The sequence below is a fragment of the Agrobacterium sp. 20P9.1.2 genome, assembly GCF_057799395.1.
The window spans coordinates 415,620-435,738 of record NZ_JBYOKI010000005.1 but is presented as its reverse complement, the minus strand read 5'-3'; the positions used below and the strand labels follow the sequence as shown (position 1 = coordinate 435,738).

General features: G+C 55.3%; 20 protein-coding genes. 2 read left to right on the top strand and 18 right to left on the bottom strand.

The window, feature by feature from the left end:
- Positions 1-15: 15 nt before the first annotated feature.
- Entirely contained in the window at positions 16-1,218 is a 1,203-nt protein-coding gene (locus AC27VJ_RS16790) for an MFS transporter (protein WP_488684979.1), read from the bottom strand.
- 78 nt (positions 1,219-1,296) lie between these two features.
- On the opposite strand from AC27VJ_RS16790, the gene AC27VJ_RS16785 reads away from it, so the two are divergent.
- A complete protein-coding gene (locus AC27VJ_RS16785) occupies positions 1,297-2,298 on the top strand; it encodes an AraC family transcriptional regulator (RefSeq protein ID WP_488684977.1) in 1,002 nt (333 codons plus the stop codon).
- Here AC27VJ_RS16785 and treY read toward each other — a convergent pair whose 3' ends face one another.
- The 3 genes from treY to AC27VJ_RS16770 all read right to left on the bottom strand — a co-directional run bounded on the left by treY (position 2,299) and on the right by AC27VJ_RS16770 (position 5,821).
- A complete protein-coding gene (treY, locus tag AC27VJ_RS16780) occupies positions 2,299-4,776 on the bottom strand; it encodes a malto-oligosyltrehalose synthase (RefSeq protein WP_488684976.1) in 2,478 nt (825 codons plus the stop codon).
- 127 nt (positions 4,777-4,903) lie between these two features.
- Positions 4,904-5,413, bottom strand: a complete 510-nt coding sequence (locus AC27VJ_RS16775; protein WP_162727863.1) for an RNA polymerase sigma factor — start codon at positions 5,411-5,413, stop codon at positions 4,904-4,906.
- Positions 5,414-5,584: 171 nt separating this feature from the next.
- Entirely contained in the window at positions 5,585-5,821 is a 237-nt protein-coding gene (locus AC27VJ_RS16770) for a DUF6894 family protein (RefSeq protein WP_113089272.1), read from the bottom strand.
- Between the two features lie 147 nt (positions 5,822-5,968).
- On the opposite strand from AC27VJ_RS16770, the gene AC27VJ_RS16765 reads away from it, so the two are divergent.
- Positions 5,969-6,658 (top strand): Crp/Fnr family transcriptional regulator, encoded by a 690-nt coding sequence (locus AC27VJ_RS16765; RefSeq protein ID WP_488684975.1) that lies wholly within the window; start codon positions 5,969-5,971, stop codon positions 6,656-6,658.
- Positions 6,659-6,686: 28 nt separating this feature from the next.
- Here AC27VJ_RS16765 and AC27VJ_RS16760 read toward each other — a convergent pair whose 3' ends face one another.
- The 14 genes from AC27VJ_RS16760 to tssI form a co-directional block, all read right to left on the bottom strand.
- Complete coding sequence (locus AC27VJ_RS16760; RefSeq protein ID WP_488685005.1) at positions 6,687-7,721, bottom strand: lipocalin-like domain-containing protein; 1,035 nt, start codon at positions 7,719-7,721, stop codon at positions 6,687-6,689.
- Between the two features lie 28 nt (positions 7,722-7,749).
- Positions 7,750-10,158 carry an ABC transporter permease gene (locus AC27VJ_RS16755; RefSeq protein WP_488684974.1) on the bottom strand — a complete coding sequence of 803 codons (2,409 nt, stop codon included), beginning with the start codon at positions 10,156-10,158 and terminating at the stop codon, positions 7,750-7,752.
- On the bottom strand, positions 10,155-10,814 hold the full coding sequence (locus AC27VJ_RS16750) for an ABC transporter ATP-binding protein (protein WP_488684973.1): 660 nt from the start codon (positions 10,812-10,814) through the stop codon (positions 10,155-10,157). Before AC27VJ_RS16750 ends, AC27VJ_RS16755 begins: the two co-directional genes overlap by 4 nt.
- A gap of 208 nt (positions 10,815-11,022) precedes the next feature.
- Positions 11,023-11,274, bottom strand: coding sequence for a DUF2188 domain-containing protein (locus tag AC27VJ_RS16745; protein WP_488684972.1), 252 nt, complete (start codon positions 11,272-11,274; stop codon positions 11,023-11,025).
- A 236-nt stretch (positions 11,275-11,510) separates the two neighbouring features.
- Complete coding sequence (locus tag AC27VJ_RS16740; RefSeq protein WP_488684971.1) at positions 11,511-12,269, bottom strand: SDR family NAD(P)-dependent oxidoreductase; 759 nt, start codon at positions 12,267-12,269, stop codon at positions 11,511-11,513.
- A 3-nt stretch (positions 12,270-12,272) separates the two neighbouring features.
- Entirely contained in the window at positions 12,273-12,812 is a 540-nt protein-coding gene (locus tag AC27VJ_RS16735) for a DUF4334 domain-containing protein (RefSeq protein ID WP_488684970.1), read from the bottom strand.
- 253 nt (positions 12,813-13,065) lie between these two features.
- Positions 13,066-13,542 (bottom strand): competence protein ComJ, encoded by a 477-nt coding sequence (comJ, locus tag AC27VJ_RS16730; protein ID WP_488684968.1) that lies wholly within the window; start codon positions 13,540-13,542, stop codon positions 13,066-13,068.
- Between the two features lie 79 nt (positions 13,543-13,621).
- Positions 13,622-14,110 (bottom strand): competence protein ComJ, encoded by a 489-nt coding sequence (gene comJ / locus AC27VJ_RS16725; RefSeq protein ID WP_488684967.1) that lies wholly within the window; start codon positions 14,108-14,110, stop codon positions 13,622-13,624.
- Between the two features lie 2 nt (positions 14,111-14,112).
- Complete coding sequence (locus AC27VJ_RS16720; protein ID WP_488684966.1) at positions 14,113-14,676, bottom strand: NucA/NucB deoxyribonuclease domain-containing protein; 564 nt, start codon at positions 14,674-14,676, stop codon at positions 14,113-14,115.
- Positions 14,676-15,953 (bottom strand): hypothetical protein, encoded by a 1,278-nt coding sequence (locus AC27VJ_RS16715; RefSeq protein ID WP_488684965.1) that lies wholly within the window; start codon positions 15,951-15,953, stop codon positions 14,676-14,678. The genes AC27VJ_RS16720 and AC27VJ_RS16715 overlap by 1 nt, the downstream gene beginning before the upstream one ends.
- On the bottom strand, positions 15,905-16,288 hold the full coding sequence (locus AC27VJ_RS16710) for a PAAR domain-containing protein (protein ID WP_488684963.1): 384 nt from the start codon (positions 16,286-16,288) through the stop codon (positions 15,905-15,907). The genes AC27VJ_RS16715 and AC27VJ_RS16710 overlap by 49 nt, the downstream gene beginning before the upstream one ends.
- Positions 16,289-16,328: 40 nt before the next feature.
- A complete protein-coding gene (locus tag AC27VJ_RS16705; protein WP_113089261.1) occupies positions 16,329-17,372 on the bottom strand; it encodes a hypothetical protein in 1,044 nt (347 codons plus the stop codon).
- Complete coding sequence (locus AC27VJ_RS16700; RefSeq protein WP_488684962.1) at positions 17,369-17,968, bottom strand: hypothetical protein; 600 nt, start codon at positions 17,966-17,968, stop codon at positions 17,369-17,371. Before AC27VJ_RS16700 ends, AC27VJ_RS16705 begins: the two co-directional genes overlap by 4 nt.
- Before the next feature lie 15 nt (positions 17,969-17,983).
- A complete protein-coding gene (gene tssI / locus AC27VJ_RS16695) occupies positions 17,984-20,116 on the bottom strand; it encodes a type VI secretion system tip protein TssI/VgrG (RefSeq protein ID WP_488684961.1) in 2,133 nt (710 codons plus the stop codon).
- Between the last annotated feature and the right edge of the window lie 3 nt (positions 20,117-20,119).

The window sequence follows — 20,119 nt, the reverse complement described above, 5'->3', positions numbered from 1 at the left end:
TGGTCCTCAAATTCTTCAGGCCATGCTGACCTGCGGACGCGGCTTTACACCGAGAATGATACCGATGGCGGCGATGGCCAGCACCAGACCGCTGGTGCCAAACACAGTGGTTGCGCCGTTCAAGTCGAAGATGACGCCGCCAATCGCAGCACCCATGGCAATGGCAAACTGGATGGACGCCACCAGCAGACCGCCTGCGCTTTCCGCTTCATCGGGAATGGTGCGTGCAAGCCATGTAGACCACGACACTGGGACCGCACCGAACAGGAAGCCCCAGATTGCGACCAGAATGGCGGCCAAGGGCAGCGGTGGCTGTGTGGTGACAAGCAGCAATGCGATGACCGCCATCAGCAGAGGCAGAGCAGCCAGCGAAAATCTCAGGCTGCGGCTGATCAGCGATCCGGCAAGCAATGTTCCGACAAAATTGGCCAATCCGAAACCCAGCAGCAGAGCGGAAACCATGCCGATGCCAGCGCCGATATCCGCCTCCAGATATGGCCGCAGATAGGTGAAGAAGGCAAAGTGGCCGCCAAAGACCAGCGTTGCTGCTGCAAGGCCAAGAGCAATTCCCGGTCTTGCCAGAACGACGCCAAGGGTCTTCAGGCTGGTGGTGCCTGTTGGAGCGAGTTTCGGCAATGTCAGGAACTGCATAACGAAGGCGATCACGCCCAGCAGTGCGGTCAGGACGAAAACGGCGCGCCAGCCCGCAAGATCACCCACATAGGTACCGACAGGAGCAGCAACGATGGTGGCTGCGGAGACGCCGCTGAACACCATGGAGAGCGCGCGCGGAATGCTCTTTGGCGGTACCAGCCGGATGACGATGGCAGTCGACATCGCCCAGAAACCACCAAGCGCAACACCCAGCAACAGACGTCCGATCAAAAGCATGGTCAGGCTTGGAGCCGCTGCCACCATGAGGTTGGAGATAACGAGCAGCGCCGAAAACAGCATCATCAGATGCCGACGATCAATGCGCTGAGCGACAGAGGTAATGGCGAGGCTTGCCACCATGCCGACAACAGCAGTGACAGTGACCGCCTGCCCGGCCGCACCTTCGGTAATGCCAAGCTCGGCGGCAATGGGCGTCAGCAGGCTGGCAGGCAGAAACTCTGCCGTCACCAGGCCGAAAACGCCAAGTGCCATGGAGGTGACGGCACCCCAGGCGGGCGCATGTGGACCGGCCTCAGCGGCAACGGGATTAAAAGTAGGGTTCATAATCGTGTCCTTTGGGAGGATGAGAATGCGCTGACCATAAACTGGACTTTCCGGACGTTCTATGCCACATAATCCGTCATGCTTGATCAAAAGTCCGAAAATCGATTGTTGCCAGATCCAGATCTCGTCAGCGAATTGCTGATGGGCATGCGTCTCGTCGGGCTGGATTACCGCCGGATAGAGGCGACAGCGCCCTTCGGCCTCGGCTTTGGCGAAGTGGAAGGGCGCGCGCAGTTTCACTTTGTTGCCTGCGGTCCTGTCTATTTGCGCAGCCCCGCTGGAACGCTTCATACCATGAATACAGGCGATGCGGTGCTGTTGCCACGCGGCGGTGCACATTCGCTGATTTCGAGCCCTGACATTCCCTGCCAGAATATCCGCTCGCTCGATGCAGCCCCGCTATGCAATTCGGTAACTGATATCAAGGCCTGCAATCCCGACACGCCGCATGAAAAGCGCGTTCTGGTTTTCAGCGGCTGCATGGAATTCGATCTCGGCGGCCTTCACCCGCTGGTCGGGTTGATGCCGGAGGTGATGTTCGTCGGTACGCTTTTGCCGCGCTATCCTGAACTGCTGCCGATGCTGGAAGCTATGGAACGGGAAACGACGCAGGCGCGGGCAGGATTTGCGGGCATTCTGGCTCGGCTGGCAGATGTGGTTGCCGCCTTCATTGTGCGGGCATGGGTGGAATGCGGCTGTGGCGATTCCTCTGGCTGGATTGCTGCCCTGCGCGACCCACGCCTTGGCCGCGTCATTCTGGCCATTCACAACAATCCCGGCCATGACTGGTCTCTGGCCGAACTGGCGAGTGAAATGGGCGCGTCCCGCTCCGTCTTTGCCGAACGGTTTCTGGATGTTACCGGCATTACGCCACTGCGCTATCTGACAGAACTGCGCATGCGTCTTGCTTCACAATGGATCGGCAAGGAACACATGCCAATCGAAACCGCCGCGATCAAGCTGGGTTACGGTTCACAGGCCGCCTTCAGCCGCGCCTTCAAACGCATCATCGGTCATCCGCCGGGGTCATTGACGGCGCGCGGACACATCGACCGGATGGTCCGCGCCGAGGCAGACTGATTAGCGCGACGCCCGCAGCACGGCGAAAAGGCGTTTCCCCAAGATCAGCGCGTCTGACACTTCAAACGTCTCCTGGCTCAACACATCGACATATGTCCGGTTTGCCAATTCGTCCGGTAGCTTTATGCGCCTCTCGTCTACGACTGAACCACTCCCCATTGTGAGCCGGGGTATGACGACGATGAGCGCATCATCCTGTGTGGTTCTGGCATAGGACACGACATGTTCCGCGCCGCTGCCGGTTGCTATGAGCGGTAGATAGCGTCCCTTACGGAAAAGATCGGGCGCTTCGCGTCGCATATGAAGAATGGTGGCAATCAGACGCTGTTTTAGTTTTGGGTTCGGCCAGTCTTCGACCACGCTGTCCTCGTCAGACAGTTGCGTTGCAAGAGCGTCGAAATCCGGTTCGCGGCGATTATCCGGATCGACAAGGCTGAGATCGAGCCCTTCACTGCCTTGATAAATATCAGGCACACCGGGAGCGGTCAGCTTTATCAGCGTTTGCGAGAGACTGTTTGAAATCCCCGCGGTTACAAGGGGTTCAAGCGTCTTCATAAAGTCTTGCAGAAAGATTTGATTATCCGGGGAAAGCAGATTCCGCGCATAGTCGATCACCGCCTTCTCATAGACCTCGTTGCCGTCGCCCCAATTCGTACGCAGCTTCGCCTCGCGCAAGGCCTTTTCCACATAGGCGGCAAAACGCTCTTCCAGCGCTTTCAGCCCTTCCTGATCCGTCGTCTTCAAATCGTATGGCCAGACGCCTGCCAGCGCCTGATACAGCATCCATTCCACGGCTGGCTCGGGCGCCACGCCGTCCTCAAGGTCCTGCTTGAAACCGGCATTCATACCCTGCCAGCGGCTGACTGCCTTCGCCCACAGTTCCGGCGCTTCTGTGATGGCATAGAGCCGCGCGCGTGCGTCTTCGCCTCTCTTGGTATCATGGGTGGAGGTGGCCGACAGGCCATGCGGCTGGGTTTCCAGCCGCTGAGCCATCTCTGCATGAAACCGTTCCACTGAATAAGCATGCGGCAGCGGTTCTGCTCCGACTTCGCTCAGCGCCAGCATCGTGTTTTCGCGGTAGAACAACGTATCTTCTACCGACTTCGCCATGAGCGGGCCCGTCAATTGCTGGAAGCGCGTTCTAAACTCCGCGGCAATCGGCCCCTCACCGCTTTGCAGAATGTGTTGCAGGCTTTTTAGTGCATGCACATTGGGCGCGTTCGGGCCAGCGGATATGGTAGCGACAACCTCGGCCAAAACTTCGGCACTTTGGTGAGGAAGTCCATCCTCTGTGCCATAGGTTCTGTAGACCGGAAATGAGGTCACCAATTCCCGCAGCGCAGCGCGAACATCCGCTTCGCTCGGCTGCTCCGTTTGCTCGCCCAGTATCTCCATCGATAGCTTGAGGAGCCTTGAGAATTCCCCAGCGAAGTTCTTGTCGGCCATCAGCAGCTTGGCTTTTCGCAATTCCGTCTGCATATCGACTGGACGACCTGTGGCCTGTTCGTAGGCCGAGCGCAGTTCATCCAGCTTCGTTTCGTCCACAAAGATGTTGCTTAGCGTGGAAATAAACTCATATCCGGTGGTGCCTGATACGGGCCAGTCTGCAGGAAGCGCCTCGCCCGGGCCCAAGATTTTTTCCACCGTCAGATAGCAATCCGGCCCGACCTCACGGCGCAGCCGCTCCAGATAGGCTTTGGGATCAGCAAGCCCATCCACATGATCGACGCGCAGGCCATCGACAGCGCCGCTGCGCACCAGTTCCAGTATGAGACGGTGTGTCTCGTCAAAGATTTCAGGCGCTTCGACCCTGACGCCGACAAGGCCGGTGACTTCGAAAAACCGCCTGTAGGAGAGATCGGAACTCGCATCTCGCCAGGACATCAACCGGTACGGCTGCTGGTCGTGCAGATCGGCAATACGGCTTTTGTCAGTTGTTTGAAGTGCGTCCGCGCCTTCTGCGGCGTAGGAAGAAGGCGTCAGCGGATAAAAGGCATCATGATAGCAAAATGCCGGTTTGCCGGTGACCGGGTCAGCCTTGATTGTAATCTCGTCTGCTTCAATCACTTCGGCAAAATCGCTGCCGAGAAAGGGCAATGTCAGACGGCGTGACCAGTCGATATCGAAATGGTGGGCGTAACGGCTCTCTTGCCCGTGCTCGATGACGTGTTTCCACCACGCATTCTCCAGAGACGCGGCCATGTGATTGGGCACGATATCCAGAATGAGCCCAAGACCTTCAGCTTTCAGCGCCTCAACCAGCCGATCAAAACCAGCCCGACCGCCGATGGTCGGATCGATTTCATTGGCATCCGTGACGTCATATCCATGCGTGGACTCAGTCGTCGCCGTGAATATCGGCGACGCATAGAGATGGCTGATACCAAGTTTCTTGAGATAGGGGATGAGTGCAGCAGCACGATCGAAGGTCATGCCGTTGCGAAACTGAATGCGATAGGTGGCGGTGGGAATTGTCATGCATGGCTCCAGTGGGAGAGGAGCCGAAACTGAATGGCGGGCATCTGGTTCCCCGGTTGCGGGTAAAAGCTTTATCTTTCGGTGAGAACGCCTGTCACAGGCCAGAACCTACCCCGGCCCTGTCGCTTCAAATGGAAGCGACGTTGGCCATGGTGTCGCCCATGCGATCTGCCAGAAAATGCTTTGCGCGGTTAATACGGCTCTTCACCGTTCCAACGGAAATCCGGCACTGGGTCGCCGCCGCATCGTAAGCCTGCCCGTCTTCGACCACGAGATGGAAGACATCCTTGTATATGGTCGGCATGGCGGCGACGGCCTTGTCGTATTCCAGCTTCCGCATGGCCCATTCCTGCGGCGACTCCGCTGCCGGGATGAGGAAGTCGAGATTGTCAGTGCCGACGGTGATGCGTTTGGCTTTTTGATAGGTCGTGTGGTGCGCGTTGCGCATGATGGTGAACAGCCAGGATTTGAGGTTCGTGCCCGGCGTAAACGAGGGCAAGGCCTTCAAGGCTTTGAGCAGCGTATCCTGCACAAGATCATCGGCATCTGTCTGGCTGCGGTGAAAGCGCGAGGCGAACCTGCGCAGGGCGGGTATCAGGGACACGAGTTCCTGCTGAGTGTTGATTTCTGCTGCCATGCTCGATCTCCTCATGAGCTTGAGGTTAATCAAGTCTTTGGCTGCATCATCGTTCCTCCACCTGAGGGAAGGGTACGTTAGCGTACGCTTGTTGAACGGCCTCTTGAAAAGACGGATTTTTGGCGTAGGTGAGCCACTGTCAACGTGAGTTCTGGAAGATGGATAGACCTTTTACTCAGCCATGCGGACCGTTGCGCGGAAGGGAACGGTCGTGACGATTTCACCCTCTTCTGTCGTGATTTCGAAAACTTCGCCATCTATGACTTCGCCACGTACCATCCTCTCCGCGAGGATTTCGCGGGCGGCCTGAAAGGCCTCGTCGCGCGCTGCTTCGAGAGTTTCGAATTCCGCGCCTTCCGGATCTTTCTGCAGTTCCTGATGACGACGGACATGAAAATAGTATCTCATTACAATTCTCCCCTGTTCGTCCCGAACCTTTGGCGGGGAGGAAAGTTTCATCACGGTGCAATTTGTGATATAGAAGCAGGGCGTTCCCTTCGGTCCAAACGCTCAAGCCGCACATTGCCTGTTATGGACCGCATGAAAGGGCTTCGCGTGACTTGGACTACTAACGGTCTTCTCAAAACTCTATCCGAAAAAGACGTCGCCCTGGTACAGCCACGGCTGGAACCTGTGACGCTTGCGCAGGAGCAGGTCCTGTTTGAAACTCGCAAACCCATCAGCCACGTTTACTTCTTCGAGAGCGGCCTGTCCTCGGAAGTAGTCGTGGCCAGCAAGTCCATCGAGGTCGGCTGTATCGGTCACGAGGGATGTTCCGGCGTGCCGGTTCTGCTGGGCGTGGACAGCAGCCCCCACAAGGCATTCATGCAGGCAGGCGGCAAGGCCTTGCGAATTCCCACGCCCGAGCTTCAGAAACTGATGGACGATAACAGCGCATTGCGCGAGCTTCTGTTGCGATATGCGCATGTGTTCATGATCCAGATCGCGGCAACTGCCCTTGCAGACGCACGCTACGATGTCGAGCAACGTCTGGCACGCTGGCTATTGATGTGTCACGACCGGCTGGGAGACGAACTGCCGCTGACCCACGATTTTCTGGCGGTGATGCTCGGCGTTAGACGGCCCAGCGTCACGGATGCGCTGCACAAGCTGGAAGGAAACCGCGCGATAAAGGCAGAGCGCGCGATGATTACGGTCAGGGACCGCAGCATCATGGAAGAAACGGCGGGAGATTCCTACGGCATACCGGAAGCGGAATACCGGCGGCTAATCTCTCATCGATAGTGGTTGGGCAGGCTTTGGCCTAAGCCAATCAATAGCCGGTCATTTCCAGATACCCGACGCCGGACGTGCTTCCATCAAACGAGATCGGGCCTTCCCAATAGGGCGTGGATGTGGCCATCCACGCATTGTCATTCAGCGGCTTTGTGGTGATATCCAGCCCCTTGCTGGCAATCTTTACCCGCCAGGCAACCGGAATGTCTTTGCCGTTGACCCTGGCGCTTCGCAGAGGTTCGAAACTGACATCATCCGACGAGAGCGGTGTTGTCTTGCCGTCTTCGGAAATCCAGTTCGCAGACGTGTAGCCCTCACCTGAATCGCGCAGCCGAAACGCCATGACCTTTTCGCCAGAGGTAAGATGCAGCGAAAACCAGTCCCAGCCGGTTTGATCTGACGCCAGCGGCTGCGATGACCATTCCCGGTCCAGCCATGCCTTGCCGCGAACCTTGACGAGCGATCCGCCGAGGGTGACGGTGCCTTTTACCTCGTAAAAGGGCTGGGAGTAATAATAGCTCGCCTGCCCTGCCTGAGATTTGACCGAATAACCGCGATCTCCCTGCAAAACGAGCGGTTTCGTTGCGGTAAGTGCCAGCTGGTAACCGAAGTCCTGGCCGGTGGCGTGCAGATCGATCTGCGCCAGTGGGTCGATGCCTCCGGCTGAAGACGACGTCATCTGCCAATCATCGATCCACGCTTCGAACGGGCTGGTCACCACCCCCGCCTGCCCGACACCGCCCCGGGCAAGCCGCTCCGCGACATAATGATGGTCAGCCGTCGTCACTGCCGCATGCCCGATCCAGATTTGCCGACTGGACCAACCTGTCTGATCTTGCGGCGAAAGGGCGGAGCGAAACAGGGTCCATTGCGCGCCAAGCGGGCGGCCATCTTCTGTTTCGAGATTTGCGGTGACATACCACCACTCGATCCGAAAATCCGGATGAGCCCCGTGATCTCTCGGAAACGAAAGCGTGGTCCCGCGCTGAGGAACGGAAAACCCTTGAGCATCCGACCCGAGACCTGCGAAGCCCTGCGCCAGAAGAATGGCTGGCAATGCAAGCAGGGCCATCAGCACAGTGCCGAAAAAAGCTAGATATCTAGCGCTCATTAGCAAACACTCTCAGCAGATCGGATGGATTGATGGCGGCCAACCGCAGAACTGGCACAAGCACTGACAGGATGGCCGCCACAAGCGCGATTGCACCCAGCTTCAGCCACTCCACCGGAAAAATCATCATCGGCAGGCGCCAGCCGAAAGCCTCGACATTGACGATGACGAGAAGCACCCAGGCCAGCGCAAGCCCAACGGGAATGGCGGCAATGAAGGTGACGAGCCACAAAGCGAGCGTTCTGAGCACCTCCAGAATAGCAAGGTTACGCCGGCGGATGCCCATGGCCCAGACAGGCGCAAGCTGCGGCAGCCTTATGCCGGAAAGCGTCAGCAGGCTTGCAAACATGGCAAAACCGGCAACGGCCAGCGTCAGCACATTCAGCGCGCCTGTGACGACAAAGGTCTGCTCGAACACCGCACGCGACTGGCGTTTCAGCGAGGCCTGATCCAGTACATTACCGTCCGGCAGTCCCAACTCCTGCACCATTTGGCGTTTGAGATCGGACGCGCGTGCGGGATCGACGCGGACGCCATATCTGAGCTTGGACACGTTGGGGTAATGGTTGCTTAGCGCATCCGCACCGACCATGACCTGCCCCTTCGGATTGCCGTAATCCGAATAAACACCAACGACTGTCACCCGCCAGCCATCCGGCAAAGTTATTTCCTGTCCGGGCTGAACATGCTTTGCCCGCCAGAACTGCTCATTTATCAGCGCGCCATGTCCTTGCGCGATTGTGTCCCAAGCACCCGGCATCGATTGAATAAGCGGCCAGTGGTCCCGGTAAGTCGCGTGGTCAGCAACACCGGATATCTGCACCTCATCGCCCAGCACTTGCCCCGACGCGCTCCATATCGGCAGGACCGCATCTGCATGTACGGGAAGCCACGCCCTGAGACGGGCCGCTTCCGCCTCATCACGCGCCGTGACATAGAGTTCCGCGACCAGACGCTGGTCCAGCCAGCCTAGGAAAGTGGTGCGAAAACTGGATACCATGGTACCGACACCGACATTGGCCGACAGCGCAAGAAGCAGCGCCATCAAGGCCAGTGACAGGCCGGGCAGTTGTAAGCGTGTATCTGCCCAGAACCAAACGGTCAGAACCTTTTTAGACCACCGCTCCGCAAGCTGAAGAATGAGAGTGAGAAAAGCAGGCAGCAAAAGCGCCGAGCCCAGAAGAAGGGTACCCAGCACCAAGAACCCGGTCGCTAGCCCTGAACCCACGACCGCAAACAGGGCTGCAATGCCGAGCATAAGCGCGCCGCCAAGCGACTGAAAGCGCAGCGCATTTCCCGATGCCAAAGCCCATGCCTGCGGCTGGGAAGCAGACAGAATGGGCATGTTGCGCACGCGCCAGAGGCTTTGCAGGGACGATAAAGCGGTGCCTGCCAGGGCCATGCCCATTCCAGCCAGCCACCATTCAGGCCGCAGGGAAAGGCTGCCGGAAACCGTTGCGCCATAAAGCCCGCGCAGCGTCGCCGCCACGCCGGGCAACAGCATGGAGGCCATGACATATCCAATGACGACGCCGATCACGCCAGAGATCAAGGAAAGAAGCATGATTTCGATGATGAGCATCGATGTCAGCGCGCGCAGCGACACACCCAGGCAGCGGATGGTACGGAACGTGGCCCGTCGCTGTTCGAATGAAAGCCCAGTGGCCGAATAGACAATGAAAAGGCCAACGATAAAGGCGAGGAAGCCGAAGGCCGTAAGGTTCAAATGAAAACTGTCCGTCAGCCGCGCCATGTCCGGCCGCTCACCAGCTAAGTTGACCTTCAGCTCTGGCGCAACGCTCTCCAGCGCGGGTAAAGCGAGGCGCTGATCTGGTGCAATCACAAGCCTGCTCAGTGCACCATCACGATGCAGCAACCTGTCGGCAACGCTGATATCCGTAAAAGCCGCATCATCCGGTATATTGCCGGACACCTTCAAACGAACGCCAGTCTCGCCCTTGAGCCGTTGTGCCGTGGCCTCAGACACCACCAGCACATCCTGCCCGCCAATGAAATCCACCACTTCGGAAGAACCCGAAAGAGTGAAGACACGGCCCTCATCCGGCATTGTCAGCGGGTCTATGCCGACCAGCCTTATGCGGCTGGTGCCGAACCTGTAGTCACCTTCGATGACGGGCGAGACATTCCAGCCTGCGCGTCGAAGCTTTGCAAAACTGGCAAGCGGAATGATGCCACCATCTTTCGCCACCAGTTGCGAAAGCCCGCTCTGCTCAACGATTGCAGCGGAGCGCGCGTAACTGGCCCGCGCTTCCGCATTGATGGCCTGCACGCCGGACCACAGTGCAGTTGCCAGTCCAATGCCGAGAATAAGCGTGATGAGCTGCAACGGGCGGTGACGCCAGTGGGAGATAAGAACGAGAAAAGTGGCGAGGTTCATGCGGCAATTTTTCCGCCGCGCAGCAGGACTTTACGATCCAGCTTGTCTGCAAGATGCATGGAATGCGTAACAAGCAGCAGCGCAGACCCGGCATTCCGGCTCAGCGACAACATCAGGTCCAGCACCGCATCACCGGTTGCTTCATCCAGATTACCGGTTGGCTCATCTGCCAGCACCAGGGCAGGCCGCGCCGCCAGCGTCCGCGCAATGGCTACCCGCTGCTGCTGGCCGCCCGAAAGCTGTTCCGGATATCTGTTCAGCAATTGGCCAAGACCAAGCTGTGCCACCAACTCACTTTGCCACGCAACATCATGCCGACCCGCAAGCTTGGCATGAAACGCAATATTGGCCGCGACATCAAGCGATGGGATGAGGTTGAACTGCTGGAAGATCAGCCCAACTTCGTTTTTCCGATACAGCGCACGCCCCGCTTCGTCCAAGCCGGTCAGATCACGCCCATTCATCAAAATGACCCCGCTTGCGGGACGATCCAACCCACCAGCGAGATGCAGTAGCGTACTTTTGCCGCTTCCCGACTCCCCGGTCAGAGCAACGCTTTGACCTTCAGACACAAGGAGATCTACACCCTTCAAAACCTCAACAGGTCCCTCCGGGGTCTCATATGATTTGGTGACATTGGAAAGCGACAGAAGCATAGGACCACTCTTGCACCGGCGTTGGCGAACTTCAAGCTGCTTACCGATAGCTCGGCTGCGACGCATTGTTATAAGTGCGAGTGTGATAAGGAAGCCATTGCGTGCAAAAATGCACGAGCTCCGAGGAAATCATAAAATATATATTACATCACCAGGTGGAGCGCCACAAACGGTAAGCGCCCCATCCGGCCTAATTTAATAGAAACGATTACTTCTCGACAGTATCGTCCACGACATCTGTATCAGGCCGATCACCGCCATGAACATGCTGCGACTGCCATTGTCCATTAGCTAGCTGGAAAGAGATATCCACCTCCTCGCCCCCAATCTGCTGCCGCCGCGCCGCGTCCTTCGCAGCCTCCAAAGCGGCATCATGATCCGGAAACGTCTCCGACCACACATCCCCCAACCGATAAGCATACCCGCCGTCGTGTTCACCTACGTGATACGTCACTGCCATGATCATCTCCTTCTACAGCCTGTCACAAACGCGGCGGGACGGGAGATGTTCCGGGGGTGGGCTGGGTATTGGCTGGGGTACGCTTGCTAAAGCTTCTGAACTGTCAGCGTCGCGCGTAACCCGCAGCGTAGGAAAATGGGCCAGATAGCACGGCGGCTTTTTTCATTCCGTAGACATGTTGTATCGTGCCGAGACCAAAGCTGACTTAGCCCATGCGGCCCCGGCGAAAAATGCCATTACCTGTTAGACACCCAGCGAACAATATTTGGGAATGCTCGATAGGCCAGCTCGATCAACTTGCCGCGTCCTGGATAATTTATCTCGCGGCCTGCTTCCAGCGCGCGCTCTACGGAGTCGACAACAGCTTCTGGCGTAACCATTTGCGAAATTGATGTCTGGCCATTCTTAAGGAAATCAGGGCCATCATTCGAGACCTGAGAGATGAGCGGCGTATCGACTGCGGGTGGACACACGAGCTGAAACCGGATGCCCTTGTTGCGGTTTTCATTCATCAGCACTTTGGCATAATGATTGACGGCTGCCTTCGTTGCGCCATAGGCGCCGAAGCGATCAATGGGGACGATGCCTGCTGTTGATCCATATATTATGACATCGCCGCGGGCGCGCGGCAGCATTTTGGAAAGAACAATGCTCGTCGCATTGACCATTCCGCCATAATTGATTTGCATGACTTTGATCGTCTTGGCCGGTTCTGTTTTTGCAAGCTCACCGCCCGGCATAATCGCGGCGCAAACGATAAGCGCATCTATTTCACCAAGGGTCTGCTCAATCTCAGCAATCGTCCTAGAAAGGGCCTCATGATCTGTCACATCGCATGAAAATGCATTGATACAACGATGCTGCCCACCGACCTCGGAAAGCCCCTCCTTATTGAGGTCGATGATGGCGACAGTCTTGCCCTTTTCTGCAAACCGCAAAGCATGCAAACGCCCGATTCCGCTTGCGCCGCCGGTAATGAGTGTAACGCCAGTCATTTGTTAAAGCCTTATATCCATTGAAGTATCATCGCGTTCCAGGCAAAATGCATAGGGGCCAGGCATCCCTTTGAGGTCCATGATGCCGAGAACACGTCGGTCATCTATCCGCGCGAAATGATCGAAGATCGGCTTGCTGTCATAAACCATCGTCGCCGTGGCCCGGCCGCGAAACTCAACCATCCGCAGGCGCGCTTTGGGCGATCTGGTTTGCAGCACAGGTCGCAGAATTCTCATTGCGTAACCGAGTGCAGAGGAGCGGGGCAGAGGTGCTGACAACGGCACCAGAAGAGGATCAACCGCATAGAGACTGCTCTTGCCTGTACCGTAGAACAAAAGCGGATGGACGGCTTCAGCGGTTTCAAACAGCTTGCCATACCAGCCACTGGGTTCCAGAAGCCCATCAAGCCCGTGGCCAGTGCGAATTTCAAAACCGCTCCAAAGCCCATTCATGAAATCGAGATTTGCAGCTTGGAGATCATCGAAAGCCTGGAGGATTTGCTCCGGCGTAGCCTTGCGAGTGGATAAAATTTCTTCAATCATTTTTTCATGCTTCATTAAATCTAATATATATCTTACTACAAAACAGCTATTTAAATGATGGCATCCCGACAAATGTCCGCGCAGCTACTTTAACGTTATATTTAGGCCGCTAGCTCAACTTTTCAAGCGCTGGCGTTGCCTTTCAGCGGGGCGCTTCGTGGGATCTGATCAAAAATCAACATCCGCCATTTTTCTAATCAAACTCCTATCAACTAAAGAGTTATTAGTGCTAGGGAGCCCCGGTAAATAGACATTAGGCGCGCTGTGCGTCCCGACGCAAAACCTTGTCTGTGGCGAGCTCCTCACCCTGCTTTAGAATTTCAAAAGATGGCTCAACAGATTTAACAAAGGTCAACAAGAGGACATAAGCGTACCCATTCTCTGGAGCAGCAGAGCCGGGAAGAGCTTGAAAGACGAGATTGTAACGGCCATTCGGCACAAGAACATCACGCATATTGGTGATCGTGCCAATCTTTAAAGGTGCATCAACTTCGAAAGGAGTCTGAACGGCCCACTCAGCGTTGGCTTCCAGTTTCAACTGGTCAGCTACATCAATTTGAAGGAAGCACTGTCCATCGTGATCGGGTACACCGAAACTGACTATACCTTCCGACCACGCAAAGCCTTGATCGACGTGATCATCATCCCATAGCAAACCGGGACGCGGCAGGTCGGCGCGATGAACGACAACTTGTTTGTATAGAGCCGTCAACGGAAACTCGGCAATCATTTGAAAGAGCCCACGCTACTAAAAATCTAAATTCATAAAACGCTCCGCATCCCTACATCGATGCAGAGAATATCGTGATTTACTCCGCTGGCCGAGCAACCAAGTTCAATGGCAAAGATACATCCATCTCGCTGTCTGCTTTTTGGATTTCAAACATCGGACTGTCGTCTTTTATAAATCTAAGTCGAATACCGTTCTCGAATTTCTCGCCTTCATAAATACCACTGGGCAGCAATTCAAAGATAAGCTGGAATTTTTCCGCCTCAACAATCGTGATTTTATTTTCTTCAGTTATAGATCCAACGGCTACGAAATCATTATTAAGACGTTCAAAGGGCGTTAAAATAATTCTTGTCGGCTCCCCGGTGAACATCGACTCCTCATCATTCTGAAGAATTTCGACGAGGTAATTCTCGCCCTCGGCAACTCTGAAGGAAACACTATCAGGACGCCAGGAAAACCCTTGTGAAACATGGCGTGGTTCCCAGTCATTGAAAGGGCTATCAAGACTTTGATTGAAAACAGCCACTTGCTGGTAGCTTACAAAAAGTGAAAAAACTTCAGCCATAATCAAGGTCCAACAGTAATAGTGGCTTTACAGCCATCACGATATTTTCGAAGCTGATTACCCATGGAAGCGCCTGCCCCCATGTTGTCACCAGCAGTAATATTTCTCACGCTGGCGCCAGTTCCGCCCTCCGAAAACATTGCAGGGGGATATTCATCAGGTTGCTTTCCAGCCTCCCGGGGATACGAACCAGTCGCCGCTGCTCTACGCATGGCAGCATTCGGTCGGTCAATTGTCAAGATAGATGGCTTTCCCGCCGCCTGGGCATCCAAAATATGCTGCGCGGACTCAGGATACTTACTTTTAGAAATGACAACGACGCTGTGGCAAGGGCAGTCATCGCACGGCTCTTCACGCGCCTTTGTTTGGGCGAGTTGCTGGGCCATCGAGGCAGCTTGGGCCAACTGAGCCGCTTTTCTTGCTCGTTCAGCAGCAAGAGCAGCTTCCGCAGTTGCGGTGACGGCCTGAGCGGTTCGGACGGCCCTGTAGCCCTGATAAGCCCGGTAGCCGAGCATGGCAAGACGGCCTAAGCCAACGGCAACGGGAATAGCGAGAGGAAGAGCCATCAACCGGCCCCCAATACACGTTTGCCCTGGATCTCGGCCTGCCCAATTTTCACCATCTCATCCATGAGCTGGCCCAAGGTTTGATCGGGATCAGCGGAGGTCTTCACTGCCTTTCTGATTTCCTGCTCTCGGCCGATTTCACCATCGGTAGATGACATCAAAAACGCCCAGCGGGCATGCGCAGCTTCAGATCGAAGTCCCATTTCCTTTCCATCAGCCTCGTAAAACAACGTCTTTTTACGAAGATCAGCATCGGAAAGATTATTGTTTTCGGGGTCAGCTTCCCGCAGGTAGGTCATAACTCGCTGCCGGGAAACCTCCAGCCGGGAGGCACTCATCATCTGCATCGCGGCGCGGTCAAACTTAAGAGGACCGAGAGGGGCCGGTATATCCGCCCCTCGACGCGCTCTCTTGACGCCCCCGCCCCAAGCCTTATCCGGCGCGAAGATAAGCTGTATCGCGGGGCCGAACAAACGAGCGACTTGAACCTCATCCAGAGCCGGGATCGTCTGCATCATGACATTCGCGTCTGCATGTCGAAAAATGACCATCTCCTGGCCGCCGGACATCAAATCTTCTGGTGACTCATGATCTCCCGCGGCGACAAACTCTTCCTCGTTCGTAACGCGCGGTCCTTCATTCAAAACTTGATTATCTTTCCATATCTTCGGCACCAATATGCGGTTGAGGCCGCGCAGATGGCGGTGAAGATGCTCAGTGGTGAAATCACCGTTCCCAGACCAGAGAACCAATGCTGGCTTTCCATCACTCAACTCGACGATTTTCTGGAGACGCTGGATAACGAGCGTGGGATCGACATCCGGCACCGGCAGCATACCGCCACCAGTCGGGTCGCCCGCCTCCAAGGATGATACCATCTGAGCGGAGAGTGCCGCTGAACGGGATTCAAGCTCCTCGTTGGAAATGTCGTCCTCGGCAGCGTCGCTGGAAGAGGTGTCATTCGACTGCGACAATGCAGCTTGATATGGATTAACCAGCCAAGGACCGCCAACAATGACGGCGTAATCTCCGCCCGCATAGCGGTAAAGTGGGCGGTGGGAGATATCAGCCTGCTTCAGCAACCGCGGCAGGTCATCGAATTGCGAACCATCCATGACCGCGTAGACGCGCTTGTCGGGATCGGAAGCAAGTTCGGAAACGCTTTTCAACAAAGCCTGAGCGACTGAAGATAGTTGCCTCTCGTCAATAGCGTCAGGAACCATAAGATCTACCTTCGCACCATCGGCATCGATTGAGACGCCATGCTCTTCTGACACTCCGTTCCACCTGCACCACCGGAGCCGGAACCACCCTCATCACCGATAAAAACATTGGGTGAACCCGTCTGCGCCTGCCCACCACAATCAATGGCATCTCCAATGCGGCCAGCGGGCTTGCCGTTGATGAAGACAGTGGATGATCCTGCGGCTAGCTTGCGGCCATGGACGGGTTCGGGGCAGACCGGGCAACCATGGGGTACGTAGGCATCACCGACGCGCATCAGCGGTTTGTTGTTGACGAACACGTTGGGGCTGCCGCCAGTTGCCAGAGTTGGCGGGAAGTGGCATGAGTGGCCTGAGCCTATGTCAGTGCGGCGGTGGGCTTCGGGCATGACTACCAATCCAATTCAAGATGTTCGTGCTGGGTTTAGATTAGAATGCGTTCCGAATTTGCTCTTTCAATCCCCGCCAAGATTGCCTCGGCATTGGAACATGATCTTCTATCCCGCGAAGCCAATCGCCACTTGCATCGCGGCCAGTGTGAGCGGCGTTCCAATCAGAAAGCGCCATTTCCCCTGCAGCAACAACGTGTTGAGGCGAACCATCCCCAGTATAGTCATTCGCAAGATCGACGTTGACGTTGGGTCCGAACAGATCACCAGGCAGCCAATCTACGGTAAGCAACGTTCTTGTCATTGGCAAAGCCCTTCCACTCGGAAGTTGTGTAATAGCCGTCCCTATCCGAATGTGAGTCCCCAAAAATATCACATTCTTAGCAACGTCTATCAAAAAACTCTCGCTGTTTGGAAAACCATCACCGGACATTGCGGAGGAAATCTGAAGCTTTTTGCTGGAGCGATTGATTCGAAAACTAAACTCGTGAGTGACATCCAAATCTGGAACCATCCCTCCCCAACGTTCCCAAACCTTTAAATTGCCTCCTCGAGTATCCGAACCGCCATCCGAAATCCCACCGCCGAGAAGCCAGTGTCCCGTATCTGTATCCGCGCCGTAGAAAGCAAAATTCTTTCCGGCATAGGATAACCTGCCGTTTACACTTTGATCCCCATCCTCCCGATAAGGCGTAATATTTCCCGACACATTATGACGGGGCTGCTTCCTCGGTTGCGAATAATCGTTTGCCATCTTGGGTAAAATATCGCCCCTCCGGCTCCATTCATTCTGAGGAATATCTATTCCTCTATCCCTCATTTCATCACTTACCATCACGTCCGCCGCACGTTGCCCTCTTAATTCCAGTACGCGAGGAATAAATTCATTTGAAGAGGGGTCAGAAAAGCATCGAGCACGAGTGAACCGAGCGGCTTGCAGGTCGATAGTAACCTCATGAGTTATCCTGGAAGTTACACCCATGCTTGAAGAAAAGCCTCGCGCATCACCGTGGAAACCTAACCCCCCCATCCCAAAGTTTCTGTCGGGATGGAAAGAACGCGTAACTAAAACGAACTTGCTCATTTAGTGTCCTTCACGAACTGTTCGATAGCTGTTTCCGATAGAGATATCACCCGACCAGCAGCGAAGCGATGAACGTCTATGAGATTTGGCTTGTCCGCAGAGAAAGCTAAATCGAATGTCGATGAAAGAATACGCGCCCAACTCTCATCATAAGTCGATCCTCGAATGTGGATGACGCTCATTGAAGGCCATTTGATATCCTGCTTCGTCTCGGGGTCAAAAATCTCAGCACTACCAACGAGAATCTCTTTGGTTACGAGGTTGAAAGTAGAATTTTGCAAACTCGGAACAAGTTTGAAACTATAAGTACCGTTTTCTGGATAAACAAAGTCGACCATTGATGCAGGTGATGAAATGCTAACATGAAACTCTTTTTTATGATCATTTTCATCAGATTTTGAACCAGTAAGGAGCCGCCATTTATCATCAGCAATAGGGCGCCCAGATACTATAACTGCTCCACCTTTTTCGAGCATCGGGCTATCGATATATATAATTATACGGGTCGACAAATTCGGCTCCCTTGCATTGCTAATTGCGAGTGCGGAAAGACTTAGAGCGAGAATAACGGATAACCAGAGGATGACTTTTTTCAAAAGTTTTCCCGCTCTTTAATTGATATCTATGCGGTTAGCATTCATTTTTATATTCTCTTCTTTTTCCACAATTAGATTGACGCCTATAAGTTTTATTGTTCCGTTAGAAAGCAGGTGTAGTTCAGATTTCCCGCAACGAAGCAAGATTTTCTCATGAGCATCGATCGTCTTCGTGCTGCCTACAACCTCACTCGAAGTAGAAACTGCGCTTTGATAGATCGCGCCTCCTACGTTTAAGGTATATACACCACCGACGGTCACAATATTTGCGCCTCCAACGGTTAAGGTTGATGCGCCTAGTGCATTAATAGATACCGCACCAGTAGCATTAACTGTGTAATGCCCATTTCCACTCAAGGCTGAAATCGTTTTTTCAAGGAAGTACCCTACATCTCGCACCCCAAAATGACTCGAGGCAAGAATCCCGCGGATTACTCCACCATCCACACCTGAGCCGACATTAATAGTGGCATTTCGGCCTACATGTGTTGTTTGGCTGGATTGAATTTCTGTCAGGGATGCACCGCCAACAGATGTTACTTTATTTGCATCGACCCTCTCGGTCGCATGGTTCAATACTTTTACCGTCAAATCTTTTTGAGCGTGGAGAAAAATTTCCTCAAGTCCATTTTCATCCTCGAAGCTGAGTTCGTTGAAACCCTCGCCCTTGTGTGTCTGCGTCCTAAAGGTGCTCTTTGTTTTATTCGCCGGCAGCTCATACGGCACCGTCTGCCGCGCATTCGGCACCACCCCCGTCACCAACGGCCTATCCGGGTCACCATCCACAAATGCCACCATCACTTCCATACCGATGCGCGGGATGATCTGGCCGCCCCAAGTGGAGCCCGCCCAGTTCTGCGCCACCCGCACCCAGCAGGTATCCGTGCCATCTTTCTTCGCCTTTCGGTCCCATGGGAACCACAGCTTGATGCGTCCGTATTGATCCGGATGGATTTCTTCGCCCTCGGGTCCGGCGACAATGGCGACCTGCGTACCTTCGATCTTGGGACGCTTGGTCGTGCGATGTGGGGTGAGGGGTACGCGGGCCGGGATCGCCTCGAAGGCGTTGCGGTATTCCGGTTCGTTGCTGTTGGTCTCGTAGGAGCGGTCCACGATGGTGTGGCTGGCCCTGATGATCACATGCTCTTCATATTCATGTTCGGGATGCGCCACCTCGTATGGAGTGAAGCGGCGGCCAGCTTCCAGAATGCGGGAGGTGGAGGCGCCGAAGACGCGGTCGTGGTCGGCTTCTGACGACTGGGTGCGTAGTTTTTGCGCACGCTCTGCTTCTTCCACGGTCTTGATGCGGGCGGGATATTCGTAAAGCTCGCGCTTGGTCGCATCCGGCATCTGCACCAGTGATGGCGTCATCGTGCCCGGTACCATGCCCGGTGTCTCGAAATTCCAGTCGGCACCGGCGCGCTGGCCCGGCACATAGGAAAAGCGGCGGGCCCAGTCGTTGATGTGGTTGCGGTCCGATGAGCCCTGCGCCAGTCGCACCTTGCCTTCGCCCTGTGCAGACGGGGACGCGCCCAGCCAGCCATTGGCGCTATCGGCCACATGCAGCTTGTGAGAGTCATCTTCGTGGCTGAACCAATAGAAAAGACCGTCTTCCTCGAAGCGGCGCAAAAGGTAAGACAGGTCATCTTCGTTGAACTGGACGCTGTAGTGCTGCGGTGGTGGCGGAGAAATGATGCCCGACGTATCCGGTGCTGGAATGCCGTGTTCGGAAAACAGTGTTTCGGCAATCTCAACGCTCGTCTTGTCCATCCAGATACGGCAGTCCGAACGGCGCGATAGCAGCCACATTTGCGGACGGATGGTCATCGAATAGGAGCGCAGGCCACGGGTGATGGGTGGGCCTTCATGCAGTTCCGTCACCAGACCATTGAAGGGACGACGGACACCGCCATCTTCGCCTTCGCCCTGGCTTACTTCAATCGAGGCATCGACTAACCTGCCGATCAGCTCCTCCGGCTTGACCGCTTCCTTCTTGGCGCGGACATTGAGCTGGATTTCGAAGAGCTGCGATACGCCTTCATTGATGACCATGCGTTCGGGCAGCAACTGGTCTTCGCCGAGTGGCGACTTGACCTTCAAAACACGGCTGGCCTGGATGAAATCGGCGGACGATGGCTGCTCGGTCATCAA

Coding starts and splice junctions, on each gene's coding strand:
- AC27VJ_RS16750 (WP_488684973.1), bottom strand. CDS start 10,814: ATGCTTCTGTCGCTTTCCAATGTCACCAAATCATATGAGACCCCGGAG.
- comJ (WP_488684968.1), bottom strand. CDS start 13,542: ATGATTGCCGAGTTTCCGTTGACGGCTCTATACAAACAAGTTGTCGTT.
- AC27VJ_RS16720 (WP_488684966.1), bottom strand. CDS start 14,676: ATGGCTCTTCCTCTCGCTATTCCCGTTGCCGTTGGCTTAGGCCGTCTT.
- AC27VJ_RS16755 (WP_488684974.1), bottom strand. CDS start 10,158: ATGAACCTCGCCACTTTTCTCGTTCTTATCTCCCACTGGCGTCACCGC.
- AC27VJ_RS16710 (WP_488684963.1), bottom strand. CDS start 16,288: ATGCCCGAAGCCCACCGCCGCACTGACATAGGCTCAGGCCACTCATGC.
- AC27VJ_RS16785 (WP_488684977.1), top strand. CDS start 1,297: ATGCTTGATCAAAAGTCCGAAAATCGATTGTTGCCAGATCCAGATCTC.
- AC27VJ_RS16745 (WP_488684972.1), bottom strand. CDS start 11,274: ATGGCAGTGACGTATCACGTAGGTGAACACGACGGCGGGTATGCTTAT.
- AC27VJ_RS16760 (WP_488685005.1), bottom strand. CDS start 7,721: ATGGCCCTGCTTGCATTGCCAGCCATTCTTCTGGCGCAGGGCTTCGCA.
- AC27VJ_RS16790 (WP_488684979.1), bottom strand. CDS start 1,218: ATGAACCCTACTTTTAATCCCGTTGCCGCTGAGGCCGGTCCACATGCG.
- treY (WP_488684976.1), bottom strand. CDS start 4,776: ATGACAATTCCCACCGCCACCTATCGCATTCAGTTTCGCAACGGCATG.
- tssI (WP_488684961.1), bottom strand. CDS start 20,116: ATGACCGAGCAGCCATCGTCCGCCGATTTCATCCAGGCCAGCCGTGTT.
- AC27VJ_RS16740 (WP_488684971.1), bottom strand. CDS start 12,269: ATGACTGGCGTTACACTCATTACCGGCGGCGCAAGCGGAATCGGGCGT.
- comJ (WP_488684967.1), bottom strand. CDS start 14,110: ATGGCTGAAGTTTTTTCACTTTTTGTAAGCTACCAGCAAGTGGCTGTT.
- AC27VJ_RS16705 (WP_113089261.1), bottom strand. CDS start 17,372: ATGAGCAAGTTCGTTTTAGTTACGCGTTCTTTCCATCCCGACAGAAAC.
- AC27VJ_RS16770 (WP_113089272.1), bottom strand. CDS start 5,821: ATGAGATACTATTTTCATGTCCGTCGTCATCAGGAACTGCAGAAAGAT.
- AC27VJ_RS16735 (WP_488684970.1), bottom strand. CDS start 12,812: ATGATTGAAGAAATTTTATCCACTCGCAAGGCTACGCCGGAGCAAATC.
- AC27VJ_RS16775 (WP_162727863.1), bottom strand. CDS start 5,413: ATGGCAGCAGAAATCAACACTCAGCAGGAACTCGTGTCCCTGATACCC.